The sequence below is a fragment of the Nocardia sp. CA-119907 genome (assembly GCF_050955995.1).
Taxonomy (GTDB): domain Bacteria; phylum Actinomycetota; class Actinomycetes; order Mycobacteriales; family Mycobacteriaceae; genus Nocardia.
This window is the reverse complement of record NZ_CP192091.1, coordinates 535,892-556,783: the sequence shown is the minus strand read 5'-3', so window position 1 is coordinate 556,783 and position 20,892 is coordinate 535,892. Positions and strand designations below refer to the sequence as shown.

Here is a 20,892-nt window from a genome sequence, read left to right as displayed (position 1 = left end):
TCGGGGGACGATGGCGTCGGGTGTGGCGGAAAATTCATCGGCGCATCCACCGACCGAACACCGCGGATTCTCTGGATCCGCTCAGCAGCTAGGTCCGAAAATGAGTGCAGATTCCGAAAAGAGATACCGTCCCGGTCTCGACTCCGATCCGACCCGCGTTTGGGGCGGACCGCTACTGCACACCGATAACAACGTTGTCGAGGCGTTCTCCGCCGCATGGGAATCGGCGAACTGTGAATCGACCAGTCGGCCGCCGGAGATCGCCGACTTTCTGCCCGACGCGGAGTCCCTGCGCCAGGCGGCACTCATCGAATTGATCCGCGTCGACCTGCGACATCGGTGGATCCGGCGCAGCGCTGCGGGGCGCGCGACGGGTACCGAGACGGTATCGCAGCGGGCCGCGACCCAGGACCGCCGCGAATCCAGTAGCGCCCCCACGGCACGCAAGCGCCTTTTCGACTACTGTGCCGAGTTCCCCGAACTCGAACCGGGTGGTATTCCAGCGGGTTTGGTCTATGAAGAGTTCGTCATCCGCAGGCATAGCGGCGAGCGCGTCGACCCCAAGGATTGTCTGCGGGAATATCCCGAACAAGCGGCCGAATTGCGGGTGCTGCTCAATGCCGACGACATCGATCAGAGCACTCGACGGGCAGTGCTGGAGGATTCGGTACTGACCGAGTTGGCCAGAACTCGTGCGGCCGCTGAGCAGACCCGGACCGCCCAAAACAGCGAACCGAACGAATCGACCCAGCTGAACCGAACCATGGGGTCCGTTCGTGCTAATGAGGTGACCCGAGCAACCATCGATCCGGACGCGACGGCAACCGTCGACCCGGACGCGACGGCAACCGTCGACCCGGACGCGACGGCAACCGTCGATCCGGACGCGACGGCAACCGTCGATCCGGACGCGACGGCAGCCGTCGACCCGAGCGAAACTGCAGCCATCGGTCCAACCGGTACAGAGACGGCCACTCGGACCACGGTCGGCAACGGTCCGGGGAGCTTCGACGCACTCGACCAGATCCAGATCGGCCAGCGCATCGACGATTTCGATCTGCTCACCGGGCTCGGCAGCGGTGCCTTTGCCCGCGTCTTCCTGGCCAGGCAGCGGTCATTGCAGCGATTGGTCGCGGTGAAGATCTCCGCAGACCACGGCACCGAACCGCAGACTCTGGCCCAACTCGATCACGACTACATCGTGCGTGTGTTCGATCAGCGGCTGCTCGGCTCGGAGGACGCCCGCGATCCGACCATGCGCCGACTCCGGTTGTTGTACATGCAATTTCTGCCCGGCGGCACATTGCTCGGCGTGCTGCGCTGGGTGCGCGCGACCCCGCCCGCTGAACGTAGCGGCCAACTGCTGCTCGACGCGGTCGACGCGGCCATGGAGGAGAAGGGCGAGATCCGGCCGACCGATTCCAGCGTGCGCAGCGAGATCGCCGGACTGAGCTGGCCGGAGACCGTGGCCTGGCTGGGCCGCAGACTGGCCGAGGCACTCGAATACGCCTCCACACACGGCGTGCTGCACCGGGATGTGAAACCGGCCAATATCCTGCTCACCGCCGAGGCGGTACCCAAACTGGCCGATTTCAATATCAGCTTCAGCCGCAATGTGGCCGGCACCAGTCCGGTCGCCTATTTCGGTGGATCGCTGGCGTATATGTCGCCGGAGCAGCTGGAGGCCTGCCATCCCGGCCGCGAGCGCACCGCCGAGGATCTGGACACCCGCTCCGATATCTACTCCCTCGGTGTAGTGCTCTGGGAGTTGCTGACCGGCGCGAAACCGTTCGATGATTCCACCGCGACCGCAACCGAACACGGCGACGATACGGCGCTGGAGGGCATGCTGGAACGCCGCACCGCGGGGTTGGATGACGTTGCACTGCAACGGGTTCCGGCGAACTGCCCGGCCGCGCTTCGGCGAGTGCTGCTGACCTGTCTGGAATCGGATCGGACGCGGCGCTGGTCCAATGGCGCGGTGCTGGCCAAGCAGTTCGATCTGTGCATGGACCCCAGGGCCCGGGACCTGGTCGACCCGCCGCCCGGCAGCTGGCGGCTGCGGATGCGGGCGTGGCGACTGGTGATCGTCACGCTGGCGATCGGTATCCCGAACATCCTCGCCTCGGCATACAACATCCAGCACAACCAGCATCTGATCGTGGACCGGCTCCCCGCGGATGCCGGACGCACCTTCATGATCATCACCACCGTGGTGAACGGCATCTTCTTCCCGCTCGGCGCGACACTGATCCTGTATATGGGCCGAAAAGTGATATCGGTACCGCACGGGCTGCGCCGAGGGCGGCGCTACGATCCGGAGACGCTGCGGCTGGCCAGAGCGGATTCCCTACTTTTCGGCGATCGGGCTGTCGTGGTCGTCTTCTCGCTGTGGGTCATCGCCGGATTCACCTTCCCGATCGCGCTGGCTGTGGCGGCCGGGGATGTGCCGGCACACGCGCTGGTGCACTTCCTCACCTCGATCGTGGTGTGCGGTGCGATCGCGGTGGCGTACCCGTTCTTCCTGGTTTGCTTCTACATGGTCCGCTGCATCTATCCGATCTTCCTGCGGCACGGGGAGATCAGCACCGAGGATGCCGTATGGTTGCGAGGCTTGGACCGCCGTGCCAATTGGTATCTGGCGGTCGCTGCGTCGGTACCGCTGCTCGCGGTGGCCGGGGTGACCTTCCTACCTCCGGAGGATATTCCGATGGTGATCGCCGCGGTGCGCGTGCTGTGTGTGGGTGGCATTATCGCGTTCATCGGCTCCTACCTGCTCTTCCGTGCGCTGGAGGCTGATCTGCGCGCACTGGAGCGGGTGGTGGCGCCCGAGGAGACCCTGGACCGGGACCTGGTGTCGGTGGGGCGGGAGCGCGGCACGCCCGCCTCGCTGGAGCGGCCATCGTGACATCTGCCGATTTCGCGAATCGCGGCGAGACCGACCCCATCAGCACATTCACCGAAGACTGGCAACGCTGCATGCGTGGCGATCGGATCGAACCCCCCACGATCGCCGAATACGTCCCCGACGGCGCCCAGGTGCGGCTGGCGATACTCACCGATCTGGTCCGCATAGACCTGCGTCATCGCTGGGACCGGGCCGGCCTCGGAAAGCGCATTACCGAGTACCGCAAGGAGTTTCCCGAGGTCGAGGACAGTGCGGAATTGGTCGACCTGATCTGCGAAGAGTTCCTGGCCCGGCGCCGGTACGGCCCGCTCGAACTGGATGACTTCCTCACCGAATATCCGGAGGTAGCGCATGAGGTCCGCGCGCGGCTGACCGATTTCGCAGACGAAGGCGACACCGCGGCGGATACCGAGCGCGTGGCCGCACTGGTCGCTGATCTGAGTCCGGGCCGCCGCATAGACGACTTCGATCTGATCACCGATCTGGGCGCCGGCGCACTCGGCCGGGTCTTCCTCGCCCGGCAGCGATCCATGCAGCGCCTTGTCGCCGTGCGGCTTTCGATCGGTCGGGCGGCGGGCGGGCACAATATGGCGCAACTGGACCACCCGCATCTGGTGCGGGTTTTCGATCAGCGCCTGGTCACCGCCACATCGGCGGCGGCGCCGGAGATGACCGCATCGACGCGTCTGGTCTATATGCAGTACCTGCCCGGTGGCACGGCGGCCGGGGTGCTCGCGCAACGTCGGCGCGGCGCGGAGACCGACGGTGGCGTCCTGCTGCTGCGCGCCATCGATACGGCCATGGAGGCCAAGGGCGAAATCCGCCCGGCCGATTCGAGTGTGCGCGCCGAAATCGCCACGCTCAGTTGGCCGGAGACGGTCGCCTGGATCGGCAGGCGACTGGCGGACGCGCTCAATTACGCCGAACAGCAGGGCGTAATGCACCGCGATATCAAACCGGCCAATGTGCTGTTCACTGCCGAGGGCATACCCAAGCTCGCCGATTTCGCAGTGCGCACGGCCGCGCCGCGATCGGTGACGAATTCGGCGGCGGTAGAACCGGATTCGCTGCCGTACCGCTCCCCGGAACAACTGGCCGAACTGCTCGACCCGAGCGCCGCGGCACCGGGTCCGGGCAGCGATATCTTTTCCCTCGGCGCATTGCTGTGGGAACTGCTCACCGGCGCGGCTCCCTTCGACGATCCACCGATGCCCGCCGATCCTGATGCCCGCGCCGAAACCTTCGCGACCATGGTGCGCCTGCGCGAACAGGGCATCACCGACGCGACGCTGGCGCGACTGCCCGCGGACACCCCGAGCGCCCTGCGCCGGGTGCTGCTCGAATGTCTGCAGGCGGATCCGCAACGGCGCTGGCGCAATGGCGCCGAACTCGCCGCGCAGCTCGATCTGTGCCTCGACGCCCGCGCCAGGGAGTTGGTCGATCCGGCACCGACCAGCCTGGCCTATCGGGCCCGCCGCTGGCTGCTGCCGATCCTCGGGCTGTGCATCGGCGTGCCGAATGTGCTCGCCAGCCTCTACAACATCAACCTGAACCAGTCGCTGGTCATCGACCGGATGTCGGTGGCCGATCAGGAACGGTTCGCGACGGTGGGTTTGATCAATAATCTGATCGCCTTCCCGATCGCCGCACTGCTGCTGCTCTTCCTCACCCGCCGCCCGCTGACCATCGGATTGCGGCTGTCGCGCGGTCGCGAATACTCACCTCGGCTGCTGGCCGCGGCGCGGCGCGACACCTTGCACATGGGTGACTGGGCGGTCTGGGTGCCGTTCAGCTTCTGGCTGATCGCCGGGTTGGGATGGCCATTGGCGCTGGGCCTCGCCGGCGTCGATCTGCCGCGGCAGACCTTCCTGCATTTCTTTGCCGCACAGGTGGTTTGCGCCGCGATCGCACTTGCCTATCCGTTCTTCCCGATCATGATCTTCGCGGTGCGGTCGGTGTATCCGCAGCTGCTGGTGCGCGGCGGCATCGGCGCCAAGGACGAACGCCAATTGCGCAAAGTCGCCGCACGCGGCAGTTTCTATCTGGGTGTGGCCGCCTCGGTCCCGCTGCTCGGTGTGGCCAGTGCGACCTTCGTCGACGCCGCCGATCTGCATCTGGTCATCTTTCCGGTGCGAGTGCTCAGCGTGGGTGGCATTCTTGCGTTCGTGCTCTCCTATCGGTTGTTCCGCATGCTCGAGGCCGATCTGCTGGCCCTGGCGCGGGCGATTCCGCAACGGCAGCGATGACCACCGCGCTGCCGTTCGGGCGGCTGGTCAGTTTGTCCCATGTGCATGATCCGGCGACGACACCGCTATTTCCCGGTGATCCGGAATTCCGCACCGATATCGTCGCGACGGTGGCCGACGACGGCTATTACCTGCGCTATATCCAGCAGGGCGAGCACACCGGAACCCATTGGGGCGCACCGATTCACTTCCACGCCGACGGGCTGGCCGCCGACGAACTCGACCTCGAGGATTTACTGCTGCCCGCGGTGAAAATCGACGTGCGGGATCAGTGCGCGCACGATCGGGATCATGCGATCAGCGTCGTGGACCTGAAGCAGTGGGAAAGTCGGCACGGGCGTATTCCCGATGGGTCGGCGGTGGTGGCATGGACCGGGTGGGACGGGAAATGGGGAACGCCGGAGTTCATCGGCACCGACGAAAGTGCCTACCATCAGCCGGGATTCGCGGTCGAGACGGTCGAATGGTTATTGCGGACCGGGCGGCTCGGGCGGCGTGGAGCACTCGGCATCGACACCTTCGGCCCGGATCTGGGGACCGACGACACCTATGCGGTATCGAAGCTGCTGTATCGCGAGCACCGGATCAGCCTCGAGTGTTTGGCGAATCTCGCCGAACTGCCCGCCACAGGGGCCTGGGTGCTCGTTGGCGGCGCGCTCTATCGGGGCGGGTCGGGTTCGCCCGCAACGATATTCGCGCTCACTCCATGAGTGATGGTCGAACCGTGGCGGTTGCGGGGTACACCGCTGATCAGCCGCCGTAGACCTTCGGGTCGAGGGTGCCGATATAGGGCAGATCGCGGTAGCGCTCCGCGTAATCGAGGCCGTAGCCGACGATCCGGGCAGCATCCCGGCCGGTTTGGTGTACGAAGAATTCGTGGTCCGCAAGCACAGCGGCGAACGGGTGGACCCGCACGCTGCCCGTACCAACCGGACCCGCCGCTAACTCGGATCTGAACCGAACCACCACCTCGACTCGTAGTACCACTGTGAATCGAACGGAGGAGGTGACTGCGGAGATCACTGCAAACGCGACCGCCGACCTGACGGGCCCTGCGACCGCGATCGGCAGCACAGCCGACCGCGAGCCGGGACTTTTCAATGTCCTCGATCGCATCGAAGTCGGCCAACGAATCGATGATTTCGATTTGCTGACCGGCCTGGGCAGCGGCGCCTTCGCCCGCGTCTTCCTGGCCCGGCAGCGCTCGCTGCAGCGTCTGGTGGCCGTGAAGATCTCCGCCGACCACGGCACCGAGCCGCAGACTCTGGCCCAGCTGGACCACGACTACATCGTGCGGGTCTTCGACCAGCGGCTGCTCGATACCGGGGACGAACTCGCGGACGGCTCGCGGCGGCTGCGACTGCTGTATATGCAGTTCCTGCCGGGCGGCACGTTGCTCGGCGTGCTGCGCTGGTTGCGGACCACGCCACCGGCCGAACGCAGCGGCAGGCTGCTGCTGGACGCCGTCGACGCGGCCATGGAGGAGAAGGGCGAGATCCGCCCGACCGATTCCAGCGTGCGTGCCGAGATCGCGGCACTCACCTGGCCGGAGACCGTCGCCTGGCTCGGCCGCCGATTGGCCGAGGCCCTGGATTACGCCTCGGCGCACGGCGTGCTGCACCGCGACGTGAAGCCCGCGAATGTGCTGCTCACCGCCGAGGCGGTGCCGAAGCTGGCCGACTTCAACATCAGCTTCAGCCGCAATGTCGAAGGCACCAGCCAGGTCGCCTACTTCGGCGGTTCGCTGTCCTATATGTCCCCCGAACAGCTGGAAGCCTGCCACCCCGGCCACGACCGGACCGCGGCCGATCTGGATACCCGCTCCGATATCTACTCGCTCGGGGTGGTGCTGTGGGAGCTGCTCACCGGCGCCAAACCCTTCGACGACTCCACTGCGGGCGCCGGTTCGCACGGTGACGACACCACCCTCGAGGCCATGCTGGAGCGGCGCACCATGGGAGTGGAAGACGCCGCGCTGGAACGGGTTCCCGCCGACTGCCCAGCCGCGCTGCGCCGGATGCTATTGACGTGCCTGGAGCCCGAGCGGGCCCGGCGTTGGTCCAGCGGCCAGATTCTGGCCAAACAGCTCGATATCTGCCTGGACCCGCGAGCCAGGGAACTGGTCGATCCCAAGCCGGGCAGCTGGCGGCGGCGACTGCGGGGGTGGGTCCTCCCGATGCTGACGCTCGCCATCGCCGCGCCGAATGTCCTCGCTTCGCTGTACAACATCCAGCACAATGAGCACCTGATAGTCGATCGGATGACCGAGGAGGCGCAGCGCACCTTCCTGATCATCACCGGAGTGCTGAATGCGGTGACCTTCCCACTGGGTGTGGTCCTGGTCATCTACATGACGAGATATGTCCTGATGGTGCCGCGTGGGCTGCGCAAGGGACGGCGCTACTCCCCGGAGACGCTGAACCACGCCAGAGCCGATGCGCTGCTACTCGGCGAACGCGCGGTGGCTATCCCGTTCGCGCTGTGGATACTCGCAGGGCTGGCCTTTCCGATTGCGCTACAGATGGCGACAGGCGAGATCACGGCACGCTTGGTAGTGCACTTCCTCGTATCGCTGGTGGTTTGTGGTGCCATCGCAGCGTCATATCCGTTCTTCCTTGCGACGTTCTACATGGTGCGCTGCATCTACCCGATCTTCCTGCGGCACGGCGAGATCAGTGCTGAGGACGCCGTGTGGTTACGTTCGCTCGATCGCCGCTGCACCGGGTATTTGGCTGTTGCCGCTTCGGTCCCCTTACTCGCGGTCGCCGGTGTGACCTTCCTGCCGCCGGGCGATATTCCGATGGTGATCGTCGCGGTGCGGGTGCTTTGTGTGGGCGCCATCATCGCATTCGTCGGATCCTACCTACTATTCCGAGCGCTGGAGGCGGACCTGCGAGCGCTGGAGCGGGTGGTAGCGCCGGACAGTGACGAGCGGGCGGCGCGAGAGGCGAAGCACAATCGGTCGCAGCGGAATCGGGTGTCGCGGTTCAGCCGGGTGGTGGTCGGTACCCTGCGTGGGTGGCCGAGCGCAGTGGCCGAGCCGCCCCGGTGACGATCTGGACCGACGCCGTCGCTCGGTTCACCGCCGATTGGCGGCGATCACTGCACGACAGCAGGCACACCCCACCAAGCTGATTCCGCTTTCGCCTGCACAACGCGGTATCTGGACCGCACAGCATCTGGATCCGCTCGTTCCCGGTTGCCCCGGAGTTCCGCGCCGATATCGTGGCGACCGTCGCCAACGACGGCTACTACCTGCGCTATCTGCAGCAGGGCGAGCACACCGGAACCCAATGGGGCGCACCGATCCACATCCACGCCGAAGGCCTGGCCGCCGACGAACTCGACCTGGCCGACCTGCTGCTGCCCGCAGTGAAGATCGACGTCCGCGAACAATGCGCAGGGGCGAAGGCGACGCCGACGGGGGCCACGTCGATATTGACACCGGCCAGCGGGAAGACCCGGTTCGGCCCGGGCCGGTGCTGATCAGGCCCCGCCGTAGACCTTCGGGTCCAGGGTGCCGATGTAGGGCAGGTCGCGGTAGCGCTCGGCGTAGTCCAGGCCATAGCCGACCACGAATTCATTGGGGATGTCGAAGCCGACATGCGCGACTTCCACGTGGGTGCGCAGCGCATCGGGCTTGCGCAGCAGGGTGACCACCTCGAGCGAGGCCGGGTTGCGGGTGGATAGGTTCCGCTTGAGCCAGGACAGCGTGAGGCCGGAATCGATGATGTCCTCGACGATCAGCACGTTGCGTCCGGCGATGTCCTTGTCCAGATCCTTCATGATGCGCACCACGCCCGAGGACGAGGTGGACGAACCATAAGAGGAGACGGCCATGAACTCCATCTGGGTCGGGATGGGCAGCGCCTTGGCCAGGTCGGTCATGAAGAAGATCGCACCCTTGAGCACACCGACCAGCAGCAGATCACCCTCGGGGGCGTCGGCCGGATAGCGCTTGGCAATGAGCTCGGCCAGTTCCTGGGTCTTGGCCGCAATCTCTTCCTCGGTGATCAGCACCGACGCGATATCGCCCTCGTACACGTCAGTTGGTTTCCCTTCCCTGGTGTAGATCCCCGGCCGATCCATTATGTGTCATCGGCTCCCACGCAAACGCAAAGTCAGCCTGCCATGTTCGCGCGCCGCGACCAACCTGCTGCCCGGCGCTCCGCCGCCGACAGCGACGCCACCCTGACCGCGCCATGCGGTAATGAATTCGTCAACCGCCTGTAAATGCTTGTTGGTCAGCGCTTTAGCACCACCGGCCCGCAACCATGCACGAATCGCGCGTCGGCGCAATGCCGTGGGGGCAGTGGCGAGCGTCTCGATCGAGAGGGTCGGGCAATCACTGTCGGCGCGGTCATTGTGGGGATCGTCACTCCCGCTCGGCCCGCCCACCCGCATCGGACCGGCACTCGCGGCATGCAACAGTTCCTCCGCCAGCGCGTCGAGCACCGCACCGTCATCGCGCAGTTGCTCGGCCGTGCGCGCCAACGCCCCCGCGACCCCTCCGCCTAGTACCTCCTCCAATAGCGGCAGCACCTCATGGCGCAACCGCACCCTGGTGAACTCCGGCGCCGAATTATGTGGATCCTCATGCGGGCTCAACCCGAGATCGGCACACAATTGCCTGGTCACCGACCGCCGCACCCCGAGCAACGGCCGCCCCCAAGGCTCGGCGAATGCCGCCATCCCCTGAATCGACCGCCCACCCGAACCCCGCGCGAGTCCGAGCAATACGGTTTCGGCCTGGTCATCGAGGGTGTGCCCGAGCAGGACAGGTAGCCCGCCGCGAGCCGCATCGAGCGCCGCATACCGAGCCTGGCGCGCCGCCGCCTCCAATCCCCCGGCACTGCCGACCTCGACCGGCAGCACATGGGCCGATCGACATCCGAGCGCCAATGCCGTCGCCGCGGCCTCGGCCGCGACCCGGCCCGATCCGGACTGCAGCTGATGATCGACAACAAGCGCGTCGACGTCAGCGGCCTCCACCACCGCAGCGGCGGTCAGCGCCAGCGAATCCGCACCGCCGGACAATGCGACCGCCACGCCCCGCCCCGCGCCCGGCGCATAATCGGCCAGCCATCCCCGCACCGCGCGCCGCACCTCGAGCACCGCACCGGTCTCGGGCAGCCGCCGCGACCCCCCCGGCGTCCCGCCAGCCGCACGCCTCATACCCGGAGACTACCGCCGTATCGATCAGCCCCCACCTACGGCAACCGCCGCAAAACCCCACCACCCGACCAGCCCGCCGCCCCCGCTCCGCCGATGGCGGCCAGCTCCCCCACTGGCGCACAACCAGTGATGGTCGCGCAGACCTCACACCGTGTGCGCAACAGCCATTACTTGTGCGACAGCAGTTCTACTGCCGCGTCCAGATAGTTTCCGAGGTAACTGAGATCCGTCGAGCGCAGTCATATGGCAGTGCGGGGGGCGTGTCGTGCCGCGTTTCGACTGCGCTCGGCGAGTGAGCCGGACCTGATAGCGCGGCAACCGATCTGGACGGGGCACTAGCTAGTTCGGCGCGACGGCGCGGATCAGCCGAGTACGCGGGTGATCCAGCGCTGGGGGTCTTCGATTTCGTCTGGGCGCGGGAGGGTTTCGGGGTTGGTCCAGATGGTGTTGAACTGGGCCATGCCGACGCGGTCCACCACGGCGTCCACGAATTTCTTGCCGCGGACGTACTGGGCGACCTTCGCGTCCACCCCGAGCAGCGCGCGGAGTATGCGCTGCAGTGGGTTGGACGGGCGTTTGCGGCGTTTGTCGAAGGCGGCGCGGATGTGTTCGACCGTGGGGATGACGGCCGGGCCGACCGCGTCCATGACGTGGTCCGCGTGGCCTTCCAAGAGCGTGCCGAGCATCAGCAGCCGGTCCAGCGCCTCGCGCTGCGGCGGAGCTTGGGTGGCGCGCAGCAGCCCGACCATGCCGCGCGAATTCGGATCGTCCGAGGCGGTGCCGCGACGGCGGTCGCGCACCTCCTCGACGAGTCGGCCGAGCATATCGGCCAGCGGCTCATCGCCGACCTCGCCGAGGGTGTCGACATTGGCGCGCATGTAGTCGGTCAACCACGGCGCGGAGGAGAACTGCACCCGGTGGGTCACCTCGTGCAGGCAGACCCAGAAGCGGAAGTCGGTGGGCGAAACCCCGAGTGCGCGCTCCACGGCCATGATGTTCGGCGCCACCAGCAGCAGCGTCCCATCGGGTCCGGTGAACGGGTCGTATTGGCCGAGGATCGCGGTGGAGAGGAAGGCCAGCATCGCGCCCGCCTGCACACCGGCGGGTTTGCCGGAGAACAGGCCCTTGTCCGAGGATTGCGCGCCGGTGCCGGTCAGTTGGGACATGGAGTCGGCCGCGGCGGTGATCCAGCCGGGCCGGTCCACGACGCGGGCCGAGGGCACCGGTGCGTCGTCGAGCAGTCCGCTCACCTCACGGACCGGCCCCTCCGCCCGCAGCGAGGCCTCGGCGAGTTCGCTGACCACCTGTTCGGCCGAATAGCGTGAGGTCCGCGGGCCGGATGGCACCAGGGCCGCGCCGGTGCGCGCGGCGAGTCGCCAATCGACCGCGCCCGAGAATCCGGAGCGCTTGCGCTCGACCGGGCCATCCGCACCCGAATCCACGGCGGGCATATCGCCAGGTTTGTCAGTGCCTTCGAACATGGTCAACCACCCGTCACGAGCATCCACAGTTACGCAGCGTGCCAGCGAGGGCGTCCAATGCGGGACGACTCAGCTCCGGTGGCCGATCGTTCGACATCAGTGCGAAGGTCAATACCCGCCCGTCGCTGTCCAGCACATAACCGACCAACGTGCTCGCCACCGACAGAGTTCCGGTCTTGGCCCGCACCCACCCCGCGCCGCCTCGGTTCTGCGTGACATAACGGCTGATCAGCGACCCGGTCGCACCCGCTATCGGCAGATCGTCGAGCATCGGCGCCAAAGTGACCGCGATCCGATCGGTTTCCGGCCTGGCCATGGTGTTGCTCGGCTGAACGGCGTTGGCGCCGCTGGGCTTCGCCGCGGTGGCGATGATCTTGTCGAGCAGCCGGGCCGGCACCCGGTCCTCGGTCGACAGGCCGCTGCTATCGCGCATCGAGAGGCCGGTGATATCGAATCCGGCCTTGCCGAGGGCGGTCTCGAGTGCGGCGACGGCACCGGTGAACGAGGGCTCATTGCCGCTCGCGACCGCGATCTCGCGGCCGATGGCCTCGGCGAGCACATTGTCGGAGTGGACCATCGTGTCGCGCAGCCGGTCGCGCAGCGGCGCGGACTGCACACTCGCGATTTCTGTGGCATCGGCGGCGGCATTGCCGATCCGCACCTTGGCCGGATCGAGGCCGAGTGCGACGGCCAGGCGCTGGCCGGTGGCCAGGGCCGGAGTCGGGGTGCGCGGCGAGTACTCCACCAGCGGATCGAGGCGGCCGCCATCGAGCATCACCGGATCCATCGGCGCGATGGAGCCCTCGCCGATATCGACCGGATCCCAGCCGGGGGCCATCGGCGCACCGCTATATGCGGAGGTGTCGACCACGATGGTGTCGACGGCGTGGCCGGAGGATTTGATCTGCGCTACCAGATCCGACAGCCGCGGCCCGTTCGGGTAGTACCCCTTGCCGTCGGGCTGCGCGGTCAGCGTCGGATCACCACCGCCGACCAGTACCAACTCATTTGGCGCCGATCCGGTGACGACGCGGGTGCTCACCCGGTGATCCGACGGCAGGGTGAGCAGGGCGGCCGCGGTGGTGAGGACCTTGGCGGTGGAGGACGGGATCATCGGCTTATCGGACGTCGCGCTCCACAGCACCGTCGCCGAGGCGGCGTCGGTGACCTCACCGGCAAATGCCCCGAGGTCGGGGTTGGCGACCACCGGCGCGAGCGCGGCGGCGATACCGGCCGCGGTGGGTGCGGACGCATTCGACGGCGCGGGCGCTACCTGCGGATTCGGTTCGACGGGGTCGGGTGGCGCGGCGATCGTCAGCCCGCCGTGCCGGAATTCCTCGGTCCACGGCTTCAGCGCGATCACCACGCCTGCCACCGCACCGAGCAGCAAGGCCAGCGTGAGCGCAACGCCGATCCAGATATTTCGGCGCCGCTTGGCGGCCAAGCCACCGATATTCCTGCTGCTGCCACCCACCACGTGCCCGCCGTCTCTGTCGTAGTCGTTTCCCGTGACCTCGAACAGTCGCCGGGGCCACCCACCTACCGCACCCAAGTGCCCGCGGACCACACTATCCTCGTTGCGGCACCGTTCCCCCCGAACACCTGTCGAGTCGGCGTTCCGACGACCGCTTGCGACAGTCCACACAGAAGCACCGAGTAAGGAGATGGCGTGGAGTTCGACGTCACCATCGAGATCCCCAAGGGTTCTCGGAACAAGTACGAGGTCGATCACGAGACCGGCCGGGTCCGGCTCGACCGCTTCCTGTACACGTCCATGGTCTACCCGGCCGACTACGGCTACATCGAGAACACCCTCGGTGAGGACGGCGACCCGCTGGACGCGCTGGTCCTGCTGCCCGAGCCGGTATTTCCCGGCTGCCTGATCGAGGTGCGCCCGGTCGCGATGTACAAGATGGTCGACGAGAAGGGCGGCGACGACAAGGTCCTGTGCGTGCCCGCGGGCGACCCGCGCTGGGATCACATCCAGGACCTGGCCGATGTGCCGGAATTCGAACTGGCCGCGATCAAGCACTTCTTCGAGCGCTACAAGGACCTGGAACCGGGCAAGTTCGTCAAGGGCTCGGAGTGGGTCGGCCGCGCCGAGGCCGAAGCCGAGATCGAGGCCTCGTTCAAGCGCCTGCAGGAAAACGGCGGCCACTGAGTTCTATAGGGCGGGTGGACGATTCGCCTACCCACCAATGAAAGCGGGAAGTCCGGCACCTTCGGACTTCCCGCTTTCTTTTCATGGACCAGTATGTGATCAACCTCACCGGGCACTACTCGTCGCGGAGGCAGCACCGCAAAGCGCTGTGCGCCCTTCGTGAATCCGCGTTCAAACACCGGATGCCCGGCGGCGGACCCACCAAACCAGGCGAGGTGTCGAATGGTGCACCGACAGCTACGCCGAATGGATCGAAGGCTCTACAGCTGTGCGGGAAGATCGCTGAGCGGCTGGCGCCTAGCCAGCAACGCCGACGCGCTGACACAGTTCCCGGACGTCGTCGCGCATCCCCGACGGAGGGCGCTTCGCCAGGGCGTACAGCATCTCGCGGGCGTAGCCGTTGTATCGGATCGTTTCGGATGCAGTGCGCTCCGACTTGTCGAGCATGGCAAGGACGGCGGTCGACTCGTCGCGCTGGAAATGAGCGCGGGCTACCTCGATGAAATGACGACTCCGACGCGGCAGCGAGGCTATTTGGTCGGCATCGAATTCCCTAGACGCACGCAGCGCTTCACCGGGTCGGCGCAGCTCTACACCGAGCGTGGTCGCGTGTGCCGCCATCACCGGCATCGAGAACGAGGTCTGCACATGCCGATACCCAGGGCCTAGCTGGCGTGCAGTCCGGTCGGCGCGTTCCCAATGTTCCCAGGCTTCCCCGTAGCGGCCTCGGCGCGCGTGCACGTACGCGATCTCGGCCTCGAGGGCACCTGCGATTCCGCGCCAGTCGTCGGCGGTCTCATCCCCATCGAGGTACGGCGAGATTCGGTCTATCGCGTTGCGCGCCAGCACTATTGCCTCGAACCAGCGGCCTGAATCCCGCAGTGCCTGCACCATTGCCCACGCGCTGCACGCGATGATGTACGGGTCGTCGGCTTCGTACGACTCGTTCAGCGCACGGTCAGCGACGAGCCAAACCAGTTCGGGCGCAGGCTGATACGCGACGTAGAAGTCAGCGAGTTGATAGACACCGGCCAACACACGCCGGGCGGCCCGGCGTTCGTCCCCGGTCGAGCGAGCCGCGCGCTGCGCATCCCTGATCAATCCGGGCAGTAGCGCGCCGAGCTGACTGCGGTGATCCGGGCTGGCGTGGCGCACACTCCAGGCCTGTCGCAGCCGCTCGGCCACGTGCTCGGCGCTTACCGGGCGTTCCGCTGGGCTCAGCCGGAAGTCGGTCAGTGCCGCTTGCACTTCGTTCAGTGCGGAGTGTCGCTCACCAGCGAACACCGACACCGGTACGGCATGGTCGTTGCCGGTCAGCTCGGCCAGGTCTTCGAGCTCGAGCGCTCGCGCGATCCGCAAGAGCATTGGCAGCCGGGGAGTTTGGATGCGGCCGTTCTCTACCGCCTTCAGCCACTCGGCCGACCGGCCGACCAGCCCCGACAGAACGGGCCGTGACATACCGATGCGCTCACGCTGCCACTTGATCCGCTCGCCGACTGGCGCGCTGTCGTCAGGGCTGTACATCGCCTCACCCCTTCACCCGGCTGGTTCGAGTGGTTCCAGCGTAACCGGACGTGGGCACATCGGCGGGGGTACGAACTGTACCCAACCACCCAGAAATGGGCACTTAGCGTGCTTCCCAGCCCCGCCGCCGGGTCTATGCCGTGCACTCATCGGCACCTCGGCGGCGGGAGCCCACAAATGGACGATGCAAGGGGGCAGGCGTGAAAGAACCAGCACGACTCGATGACGAGGACGCCCGGAAACTGGCGATGGCACCTGAAAACAGTCCGCGATATCTCGAACGCGCCGACGGGTCATGGTCATTCGTCGACGACGAGGGTTGGGAGGTCGACCCGGAAATCGTCGACGACCGAAAGGCTTTCAGTAGCGTGGCCGGGCGACAGATATTCGTTGTGCCGCAGCCGTTGTGCGATTTCGCGGACGTGGAGTTGGCACATGAGTTGTCGCAGCGGCATCGGGCGTGCCGTATTCATCAGTGCGTGTGGAAAGCGGCGGCGCAGCACACGCTTGTCCTGGCCGGTCGACTGGTTCCGCAGTCGATGAGCCCGCGTGAACGCGCCGCCGCGCGAGGTATCGCCTACCCGCCGACACCGGGGATCGATGCACCGATGCACGGCGGCCCCACGCTGGGGACGTTACGTGAAGTGTTGGACCGGCTCGAGTCGATGGCGCACGACTCGGACGATGTGCGAACCCGATAGCGCACATCCGCGAATGGACATACACCGAACCGAGGCAGACGGCTGGCTGGCCGAGTGGCGGATCGACTGCCTCCGGATTCGGATGATGTTGGTATGCAATGGGTCCGAGGAGCCTTTGGTTTCGTTCGCCGCGGCATCGGCCCCGGACCTTGTGCAGATGCGCGAGCAATTTCCCGAACTATCGCGATTGTGGGATGCGATTCGGCACGAGTATTGGACGGAAGTTGCTCCGCCCCCGAGACGTCCGCGAGGACGGTCCGTTCAGTGAACGACAGGGCTACCACCTATCACCTCGAGTCTGTGCCGGATATGCGAAAGGGACATCCGGATCGACCGGATGTCCCTTCGAACTCGAATTACGATGCGGTTATACCGAATTCGAGAAGCGGATCGACTCAGTAGTAGATGTACAGATCCCAACCGCTGTAGGTGTCGACGCACTCCCAGTAGTAGCCGCCGGTGGCGGGCGAGGCGCCGTCCGACGCACATGCCGCATAGGTGGCGTAGTTGCCGTAGTAGTAGCCCGTTGCGGCCGAGGCGGTGGCTGCCGTCGACACCCCGGCGACGGCGGCGGTGGCGAGAAGACCGGCCGCGATGAAGGACTTGATTCGCATTTCACTGCTCCTGAAAGCGAGGTTGATTGATTACCTCGCTTACGGTAGGGACAGCAAACGCCTCGCACAGCCAACCCTAGGGTTCGAACAACCGCCCCCTGGGGCAATTACACCTTCTTCACCCTGTACCCGTGTGCCCAAAGGGTTTTCGGCACACCGTTGCGAGGAACAGACTGTCGCCGATCCACCGGCGCAAGAAAAACCCTGCGCAGCAAATCTATTCGGCAGTAGCGGTGCAGGTAGTCGTGGCCGCCAACGGTAACCGACACCGCGGAGGGCTCAGAATTTGCTGCAGCCAGGTCGCGAGCACGGACAGGTCTCCGGAGATCTCCAGCCGTGGGCTGTCGGCTGGGATGCGGCGCAGCAACAACAGAAACGGGTTGCGCCCGGCCCCGGCGACTGCCGGGACCGGACGCGATGCGGGCAGACAACAGCTACGCCGATGGGCTGGCGATCAAGCACCACAGGGTGAGAATGGGGTCGGCGTTGCACAACCCGCCGGCAGCGGGCTCGACCTGCGCCGGAGCAGGCGATTCGAGCGGAAGCGGGTCGGCCGTGGCGGCGCCGCCACCGACCAGGGTCGCCACGCCGATCAGGACACCGACGAAGATTCCACGCCGTGCGAACATTTGACACTCCTTGAACATAGGGTGGTTGGGATAAAACAAAGCGGTGGTAGCGAATTAGGTGGCGGCGCAGGCGGATCCGAGGTTGACGCCGTTGCCGACATCAACGGGCTGCCTGATCTGAGCCGACGCGTTCGGCTGGACGGCATAGATGTAGGTGATCTTCGTCGAGGACGGAATCCATGTCGCCTTCGCGACGCCGCCGGAAGGCTTCGCCTCGGCGAATCCGCTGGGCCCCTGCCCCTGCTCGAAGAAGTAGACCGTCTGGCTGTCGTCGTCCACCGCCACGGTCACGGTGTACGAACAGGTCGTCCCGTACCGGTGTGTGCCGAGGGTGAACCCGGGCGCGATCGCGATGCTGGTGACGGTCGCCGACGCCGGCGGCGCGGTCAATGCGGTCACGCTGGCGACGACGCCGAGTGCGGCCGCACCCGCGAGGATGCGTTTCGCCTTGGGCGACTCGAGAATTCGCGTCATGGTGTATCGATCTCCTTTCTGGGTCCGGAATCGGATCGGCTGGGCGGGCTGCCGTCAGCCGAGGGTGAAAGCCGCAGTGCCCGCGAGGTACTCCATCTCCCGGCCATCCTCATAGGTGGTGACGATCGACGCCTCCACCCGCCCGACCCCCAGCGCCGTACCCATGCCGACGATCACGCCGTCCGTGGCAGTGATGACGCCGTTCTCGTCGACGCGATGCGACTGCCCGTCGCTGTACCCCGAATCGAGATTGCGCCAGCGCACTGCCACCCGATAGGGCCCGCAGAACTGGCCGGTCTGCGTGATCTTCACCCGGACGCCGAACACACCGGACTGTGCCTGAGGCACGGTCTCGCCATTGATGACCGCGGCGCACTTGCCACCCGGGACCCGGGTCAGAGTCGGCGTGAACTGAACCACCGGATCGGTCGGTGTGGCGGCAGCGGGCCCACCGATCCCGACCAGCATGGCAACCGCAACCGCGGCCGTGACACCGGCTCGCGTCGAGAACTGTTGAACCTTCCGGCTTTTCGGACTCATGGGCCGTTCGTCGGATGATCCTCGGATACCGTTACCCCCAAAAATGGGGGCAAGCGGCGGTGGTTCTTACGGTTCATCTATTACGACGCGTAGTAGATCTGGCACCATGGAGCGATGATGTCCGCGATTCATGTTCAGTGGTCCGAACTCGAGGCTGCGTATGTCGCTCGCTCCGATGAGCATCCAGGGGTGGTGAATGTCGATCGATGGTCGTCGTTGGCCGCGGTGAACGGGTTGCTGGACAAGATTCAGGGGCGTGTAGGGGAAACGGGTCAGCACTCGCTCGTGTAGAAGTCCTGGCCGTCGGCAGCCAGGGCGTCCTGGGTGATGGCGATCATGTTGGTTCGGATATTGCGGGTGACCGGCGTGCCTTCGAGGGCGACGGCTTGGTCCACGCCCGCAGCCGCAACCGCCGCAGTTCGGCCCTGCCGCCAACCGGTTCTGGGCGGGTCAGACGCCCCGAAGGGCCAGCGTGGTCTTGCCGGTGCGTTCGCGAAGAAGCACGCGCAGTGTGTTCGGGTGCTCGTAGCCGACTCTCCGGGCGATGGCTTCCAGCGGCAGCTCGGTGGTGCGCAGCAAGTGGGAAGCCTGCTGGATCCTGAGGTCCTGGACGAAGCGGATCGGCGAGGTTCCCATGGTGCGCCGGATGGAGCGTTGCAGTGTGCGGTTGCTGACGCCGATGGCTTTCGCGGCATCGGGGATGCTGATGGGCTCGGCCAGGCGTTCGCGGACCCAGCGTTCGAAGTCCGCGACCGTGGGATCGCTCTGTGCCAGGGCGCTGGGAATGGTGTAGGTGGACTGGGACGGGCGTTCGTCGACCACCAGGTAGCGGGCCACCAGGTCAGCCAGTGCGGGGCTGCTCGCCCGGACGATCGCCAAGGCGAGGTCTACGTGTCCGAAGGCTGCACCTGCAGTAGTGACGCCACCCGAGGCGATGACCATCCGGCTCTGATCGAGCTGGACCGCCGGGTACCTCCCGCGGAAAATCGGCGCGAGCCACCAGGTCGTCGTCGCGCGCAGGCCGTCCAGGACTCCCGCCTCGGCCAACAGGAAGGTGCCGGTGCAGGCCGAGGCGATGGCGGCGCCGCGTTCACGGGTTCGCGCGATCAGGTTCCGAACGGGAAGCGACTGATCACCGCCGACATGGTCGAGCAGCGCCGTTGGGCGACGTTCCGCCAGAGCGGGGACCAGCAGCAGATCTGCCGCATCGGCGTGCGCAAGGGACTCGGCCGTGACCAGGTGTCCGGCTCCGGTGCGTACCTGGGGCTCGGGGCCGACCGTGGTCACGTGCCAAGACGGCGGTTCGACGATCTCCTCGCCCATCACGTCGGCCTCCTCGCCCATCGCATTGGCGCTGTCCAATACGTCGAGGATCGCCGCGAGGCCGGAGTCGAACACCCCCTCGTAGACGAGAACAGCGACCTTCATGGCGTAAACGCTATCAAAAGTGTCGTTTCTGCCACTGATGTGGTCGCTGATCAGCGACGTAGGTTTGCTATAAGCCGCAGATCCGGCGGCTTTCCCAGACAAGGAGTGACCACGATGAAGATCGGTCTGCTGGCCCGTATCGAGGCCAAACCCGAGTACGCCGACAAGGTTGCGGAGATGCTGCGAGATGCGGTGACGCTCGCCGAGCGGGAGCAGCACACGGTGACCTGGTTCTCGTTCCGCCTGGACGCCACCACCTTCGGAGTATTCGACACGTTCGACGACGAGCAGGGTCGTCAGAGGCATCTGGAAGGTGAGATCGCCGCCGCACTCATGGCCGCTGCGGAAACCATGCTCAGCTCGGCTCCGGTCATCACACCCGTGGACCTGCTCGGCGTCAAGATCTCCTGACGGGGATCGGCGCACCACATCCGAGCGAGGAGACGGACAACGATGACAGTGACCACGAACCCCAACGTGCCGCGTTCACGCACCCACACCTGGCAGCAGCCCCTTCCCTGGGCCGAGGCCGGTGGTCTGACCGGCCTGGAACTGCTTCAGAAGATCCTAGAAGAGGAGATCCCGGAGCCGCCCATCGCCGGGACACTCGGATTCCGCTTGGTGGAGGTCGCCGAGGGCACAGCAGCGTTCGAGAGCGATCCCGGCGAGCACCTGCTCAACCCGATGGGGACCGTACACGGGGGCTTCGTGGCCACACTGCTCGATTCCGCCCTGGGCAGCGCGATCGCCACCGTACTGCCCCGGGGTCGCGCCTACACCACCATGCAGCTCAATGTGCACATGCTGCGCCCGGTCTTCGCCCACACCTCCCGACTGAGATGCGAGGCGGTCACCGTCCACGTCGGCCGGACCATGGCGACGGCTGAGGCACGGGTCACCGGCACCACCGACGGCAAGCTATACGCCCATGCCACTGCCACTTGCTCGATCCTCACGCCCTCGAACGCGGGCCCGGACCACAGCGCCTCCTGAGCCGTTTACCCAGAAGAC

At 66.2% G+C, this 20,892-nt stretch carries 20 protein-coding genes and 1 pseudogene; 9 read left to right on the top strand and 12 right to left on the bottom strand.

The window, feature by feature from the left end; all coding sequences use genetic code 11:
• Positions 1-763: 763 nt before the first annotated feature.
• The 3 genes from ACQP2D_RS02550 to ACQP2D_RS02540 are packed head-to-tail and all read left to right on the top strand — an operon-like array spanning position 764 to position 5,864.
• Entirely contained in the window at positions 764-2,908 is a 2,145-nt protein-coding gene (locus tag ACQP2D_RS02550) for a protein kinase domain-containing protein (protein ID WP_433685497.1), read from the top strand.
• Entirely contained in the window at positions 2,905-5,154 is a 2,250-nt protein-coding gene (locus ACQP2D_RS02545; RefSeq protein WP_433682120.1) for a serine/threonine-protein kinase, read from the top strand. The genes ACQP2D_RS02550 and ACQP2D_RS02545 overlap by 4 nt, the downstream gene beginning before the upstream one ends.
• The gene (locus ACQP2D_RS02540; protein WP_433682119.1) at positions 5,151-5,864 is read left to right on the top strand and encodes a cyclase family protein; all 714 of its coding nucleotides are present in this window, start codon (positions 5,151-5,153) and stop codon (positions 5,862-5,864) included. Before ACQP2D_RS02545 ends, ACQP2D_RS02540 begins: the two co-directional genes overlap by 4 nt.
• 40 nt (positions 5,865-5,904) lie before the next feature.
• Here the strand turns inward: ACQP2D_RS02540 and ACQP2D_RS02535 are convergent.
• A pseudogene (locus tag ACQP2D_RS02535) lies at positions 5,905-5,991 on the bottom strand (hypoxanthine phosphoribosyltransferase); the annotation flags it as partial.
• Positions 5,992-6,160: 169 nt separating this feature from the next.
• Between ACQP2D_RS02535 and ACQP2D_RS02530 the strand changes: the two are divergent.
• Both ACQP2D_RS02530 and ACQP2D_RS02525 read left to right on the top strand, forming a co-directional pair.
• On the top strand, positions 6,161-8,206 hold the full coding sequence (locus tag ACQP2D_RS02530) for a serine/threonine-protein kinase (protein WP_433682118.1): 2,046 nt from the start codon (positions 6,161-6,163) through the stop codon (positions 8,204-8,206).
• Positions 8,207-8,379: 173 nt separating this feature from the next.
• Positions 8,380-8,640: a cyclase family protein gene (locus ACQP2D_RS02525; RefSeq protein WP_433682117.1), complete on the top strand. Its 261-nt coding sequence runs from the start codon at positions 8,380-8,382 to the stop codon at positions 8,638-8,640.
• On the opposite strand, the gene hpt is transcribed toward ACQP2D_RS02525, so the two are convergent.
• The 4 genes from hpt to dacB form a co-directional block, all read right to left on the bottom strand.
• The gene (gene hpt, locus ACQP2D_RS02520) at positions 8,641-9,198 is read right to left on the bottom strand and encodes a hypoxanthine phosphoribosyltransferase (protein WP_433685496.1); all 558 of its coding nucleotides are present in this window, start codon (positions 9,196-9,198) and stop codon (positions 8,641-8,643) included.
• Positions 9,199-9,249: 51 nt separating this feature from the next.
• Positions 9,250-10,329 carry a tRNA lysidine(34) synthetase TilS gene (gene tilS / locus ACQP2D_RS02515; protein WP_433682116.1) on the bottom strand — a complete coding sequence of 360 codons (1,080 nt, stop codon included), beginning with the start codon at positions 10,327-10,329 and terminating at the stop codon, positions 9,250-9,252.
• A 362-nt stretch (positions 10,330-10,691) separates the two neighbouring features.
• Positions 10,692-11,780 carry a zinc-dependent metalloprotease gene (locus tag ACQP2D_RS02510; RefSeq protein ID WP_433685495.1) on the bottom strand — a complete coding sequence of 363 codons (1,089 nt, stop codon included), beginning with the start codon at positions 11,778-11,780 and terminating at the stop codon, positions 10,692-10,694.
• A 43-nt stretch (positions 11,781-11,823) separates the two neighbouring features.
• Positions 11,824-13,287: a D-alanyl-D-alanine carboxypeptidase/D-alanyl-D-alanine endopeptidase gene (gene dacB / locus ACQP2D_RS02505; RefSeq protein WP_433685494.1), complete on the bottom strand. Its 1,464-nt coding sequence runs from the start codon at positions 13,285-13,287 to the stop codon at positions 11,824-11,826.
• A gap of 192 nt (positions 13,288-13,479) precedes the next feature.
• Between dacB and ACQP2D_RS02500 the strand changes: the two genes are divergently transcribed.
• Entirely contained in the window at positions 13,480-13,971 is a 492-nt protein-coding gene (locus tag ACQP2D_RS02500) for an inorganic diphosphatase (RefSeq protein ID WP_433682115.1), read from the top strand.
• A gap of 297 nt (positions 13,972-14,268) precedes the next feature.
• On the opposite strand, the gene ACQP2D_RS02495 is transcribed toward ACQP2D_RS02500, so the two are convergent.
• Positions 14,269-15,495 (bottom strand): helix-turn-helix domain-containing protein, encoded by a 1,227-nt coding sequence (locus ACQP2D_RS02495; RefSeq protein ID WP_433682114.1) that lies wholly within the window; start codon positions 15,493-15,495, stop codon positions 14,269-14,271.
• A 200-nt stretch (positions 15,496-15,695) separates the two neighbouring features.
• On the opposite strand from ACQP2D_RS02495, the gene ACQP2D_RS02490 reads away from it, so the two are divergent.
• On the top strand, positions 15,696-16,196 hold the full coding sequence (locus tag ACQP2D_RS02490) for a hypothetical protein (protein ID WP_433682113.1): 501 nt from the start codon (positions 15,696-15,698) through the stop codon (positions 16,194-16,196).
• A gap of 395 nt (positions 16,197-16,591) precedes the next feature.
• Here ACQP2D_RS02490 and ACQP2D_RS02485 read toward each other — a convergent pair whose 3' ends face one another.
• The 6 genes from ACQP2D_RS02485 to ACQP2D_RS02460 all read right to left on the bottom strand — a co-directional run bounded on the left by ACQP2D_RS02485 (position 16,592) and on the right by ACQP2D_RS02460 (position 19,881).
• The gene (locus tag ACQP2D_RS02485; protein ID WP_433682112.1) at positions 16,592-16,810 is read right to left on the bottom strand and encodes a hypothetical protein; all 219 of its coding nucleotides are present in this window, start codon (positions 16,808-16,810) and stop codon (positions 16,592-16,594) included.
• 434 nt (positions 16,811-17,244) lie between these two features.
• Positions 17,245-17,439, bottom strand: a complete 195-nt coding sequence (locus tag ACQP2D_RS02480) for a hypothetical protein (protein ID WP_433682111.1) — start codon at positions 17,437-17,439, stop codon at positions 17,245-17,247.
• Between the two features lie 54 nt (positions 17,440-17,493).
• Positions 17,494-17,913, bottom strand: a complete 420-nt coding sequence (locus ACQP2D_RS02475) for a hypothetical protein (protein WP_433682110.1) — start codon at positions 17,911-17,913, stop codon at positions 17,494-17,496.
• A 54-nt stretch (positions 17,914-17,967) separates the two neighbouring features.
• Positions 17,968-18,453, bottom strand: a complete 486-nt coding sequence (locus ACQP2D_RS02470) for a hypothetical protein (RefSeq protein WP_433682109.1) — start codon at positions 18,451-18,453, stop codon at positions 17,968-17,970.
• A gap of 272 nt (positions 18,454-18,725) precedes the next feature.
• Complete coding sequence (locus ACQP2D_RS02465; protein WP_433682108.1) at positions 18,726-18,848, bottom strand: hypothetical protein; 123 nt, start codon at positions 18,846-18,848, stop codon at positions 18,726-18,728.
• Between the two features lie 55 nt (positions 18,849-18,903).
• A complete protein-coding gene (locus tag ACQP2D_RS02460) occupies positions 18,904-19,881 on the bottom strand; it encodes a GlxA family transcriptional regulator (RefSeq protein WP_433682107.1) in 978 nt (325 codons plus the stop codon).
• 114 nt (positions 19,882-19,995) lie between these two features.
• On the opposite strand from ACQP2D_RS02460, the gene ACQP2D_RS02455 reads away from it, so the two are divergent.
• Both ACQP2D_RS02455 and ACQP2D_RS02450 read left to right on the top strand, forming a co-directional pair.
• On the top strand, positions 19,996-20,292 hold the full coding sequence (locus ACQP2D_RS02455) for a putative quinol monooxygenase (RefSeq protein WP_433682106.1): 297 nt from the start codon (positions 19,996-19,998) through the stop codon (positions 20,290-20,292).
• 42 nt (positions 20,293-20,334) lie between these two features.
• Positions 20,335-20,874 (top strand): PaaI family thioesterase, encoded by a 540-nt coding sequence (locus ACQP2D_RS02450; RefSeq protein ID WP_433682105.1) that lies wholly within the window; start codon positions 20,335-20,337, stop codon positions 20,872-20,874.
• Positions 20,875-20,892: the final 18 nt, after the last annotated feature.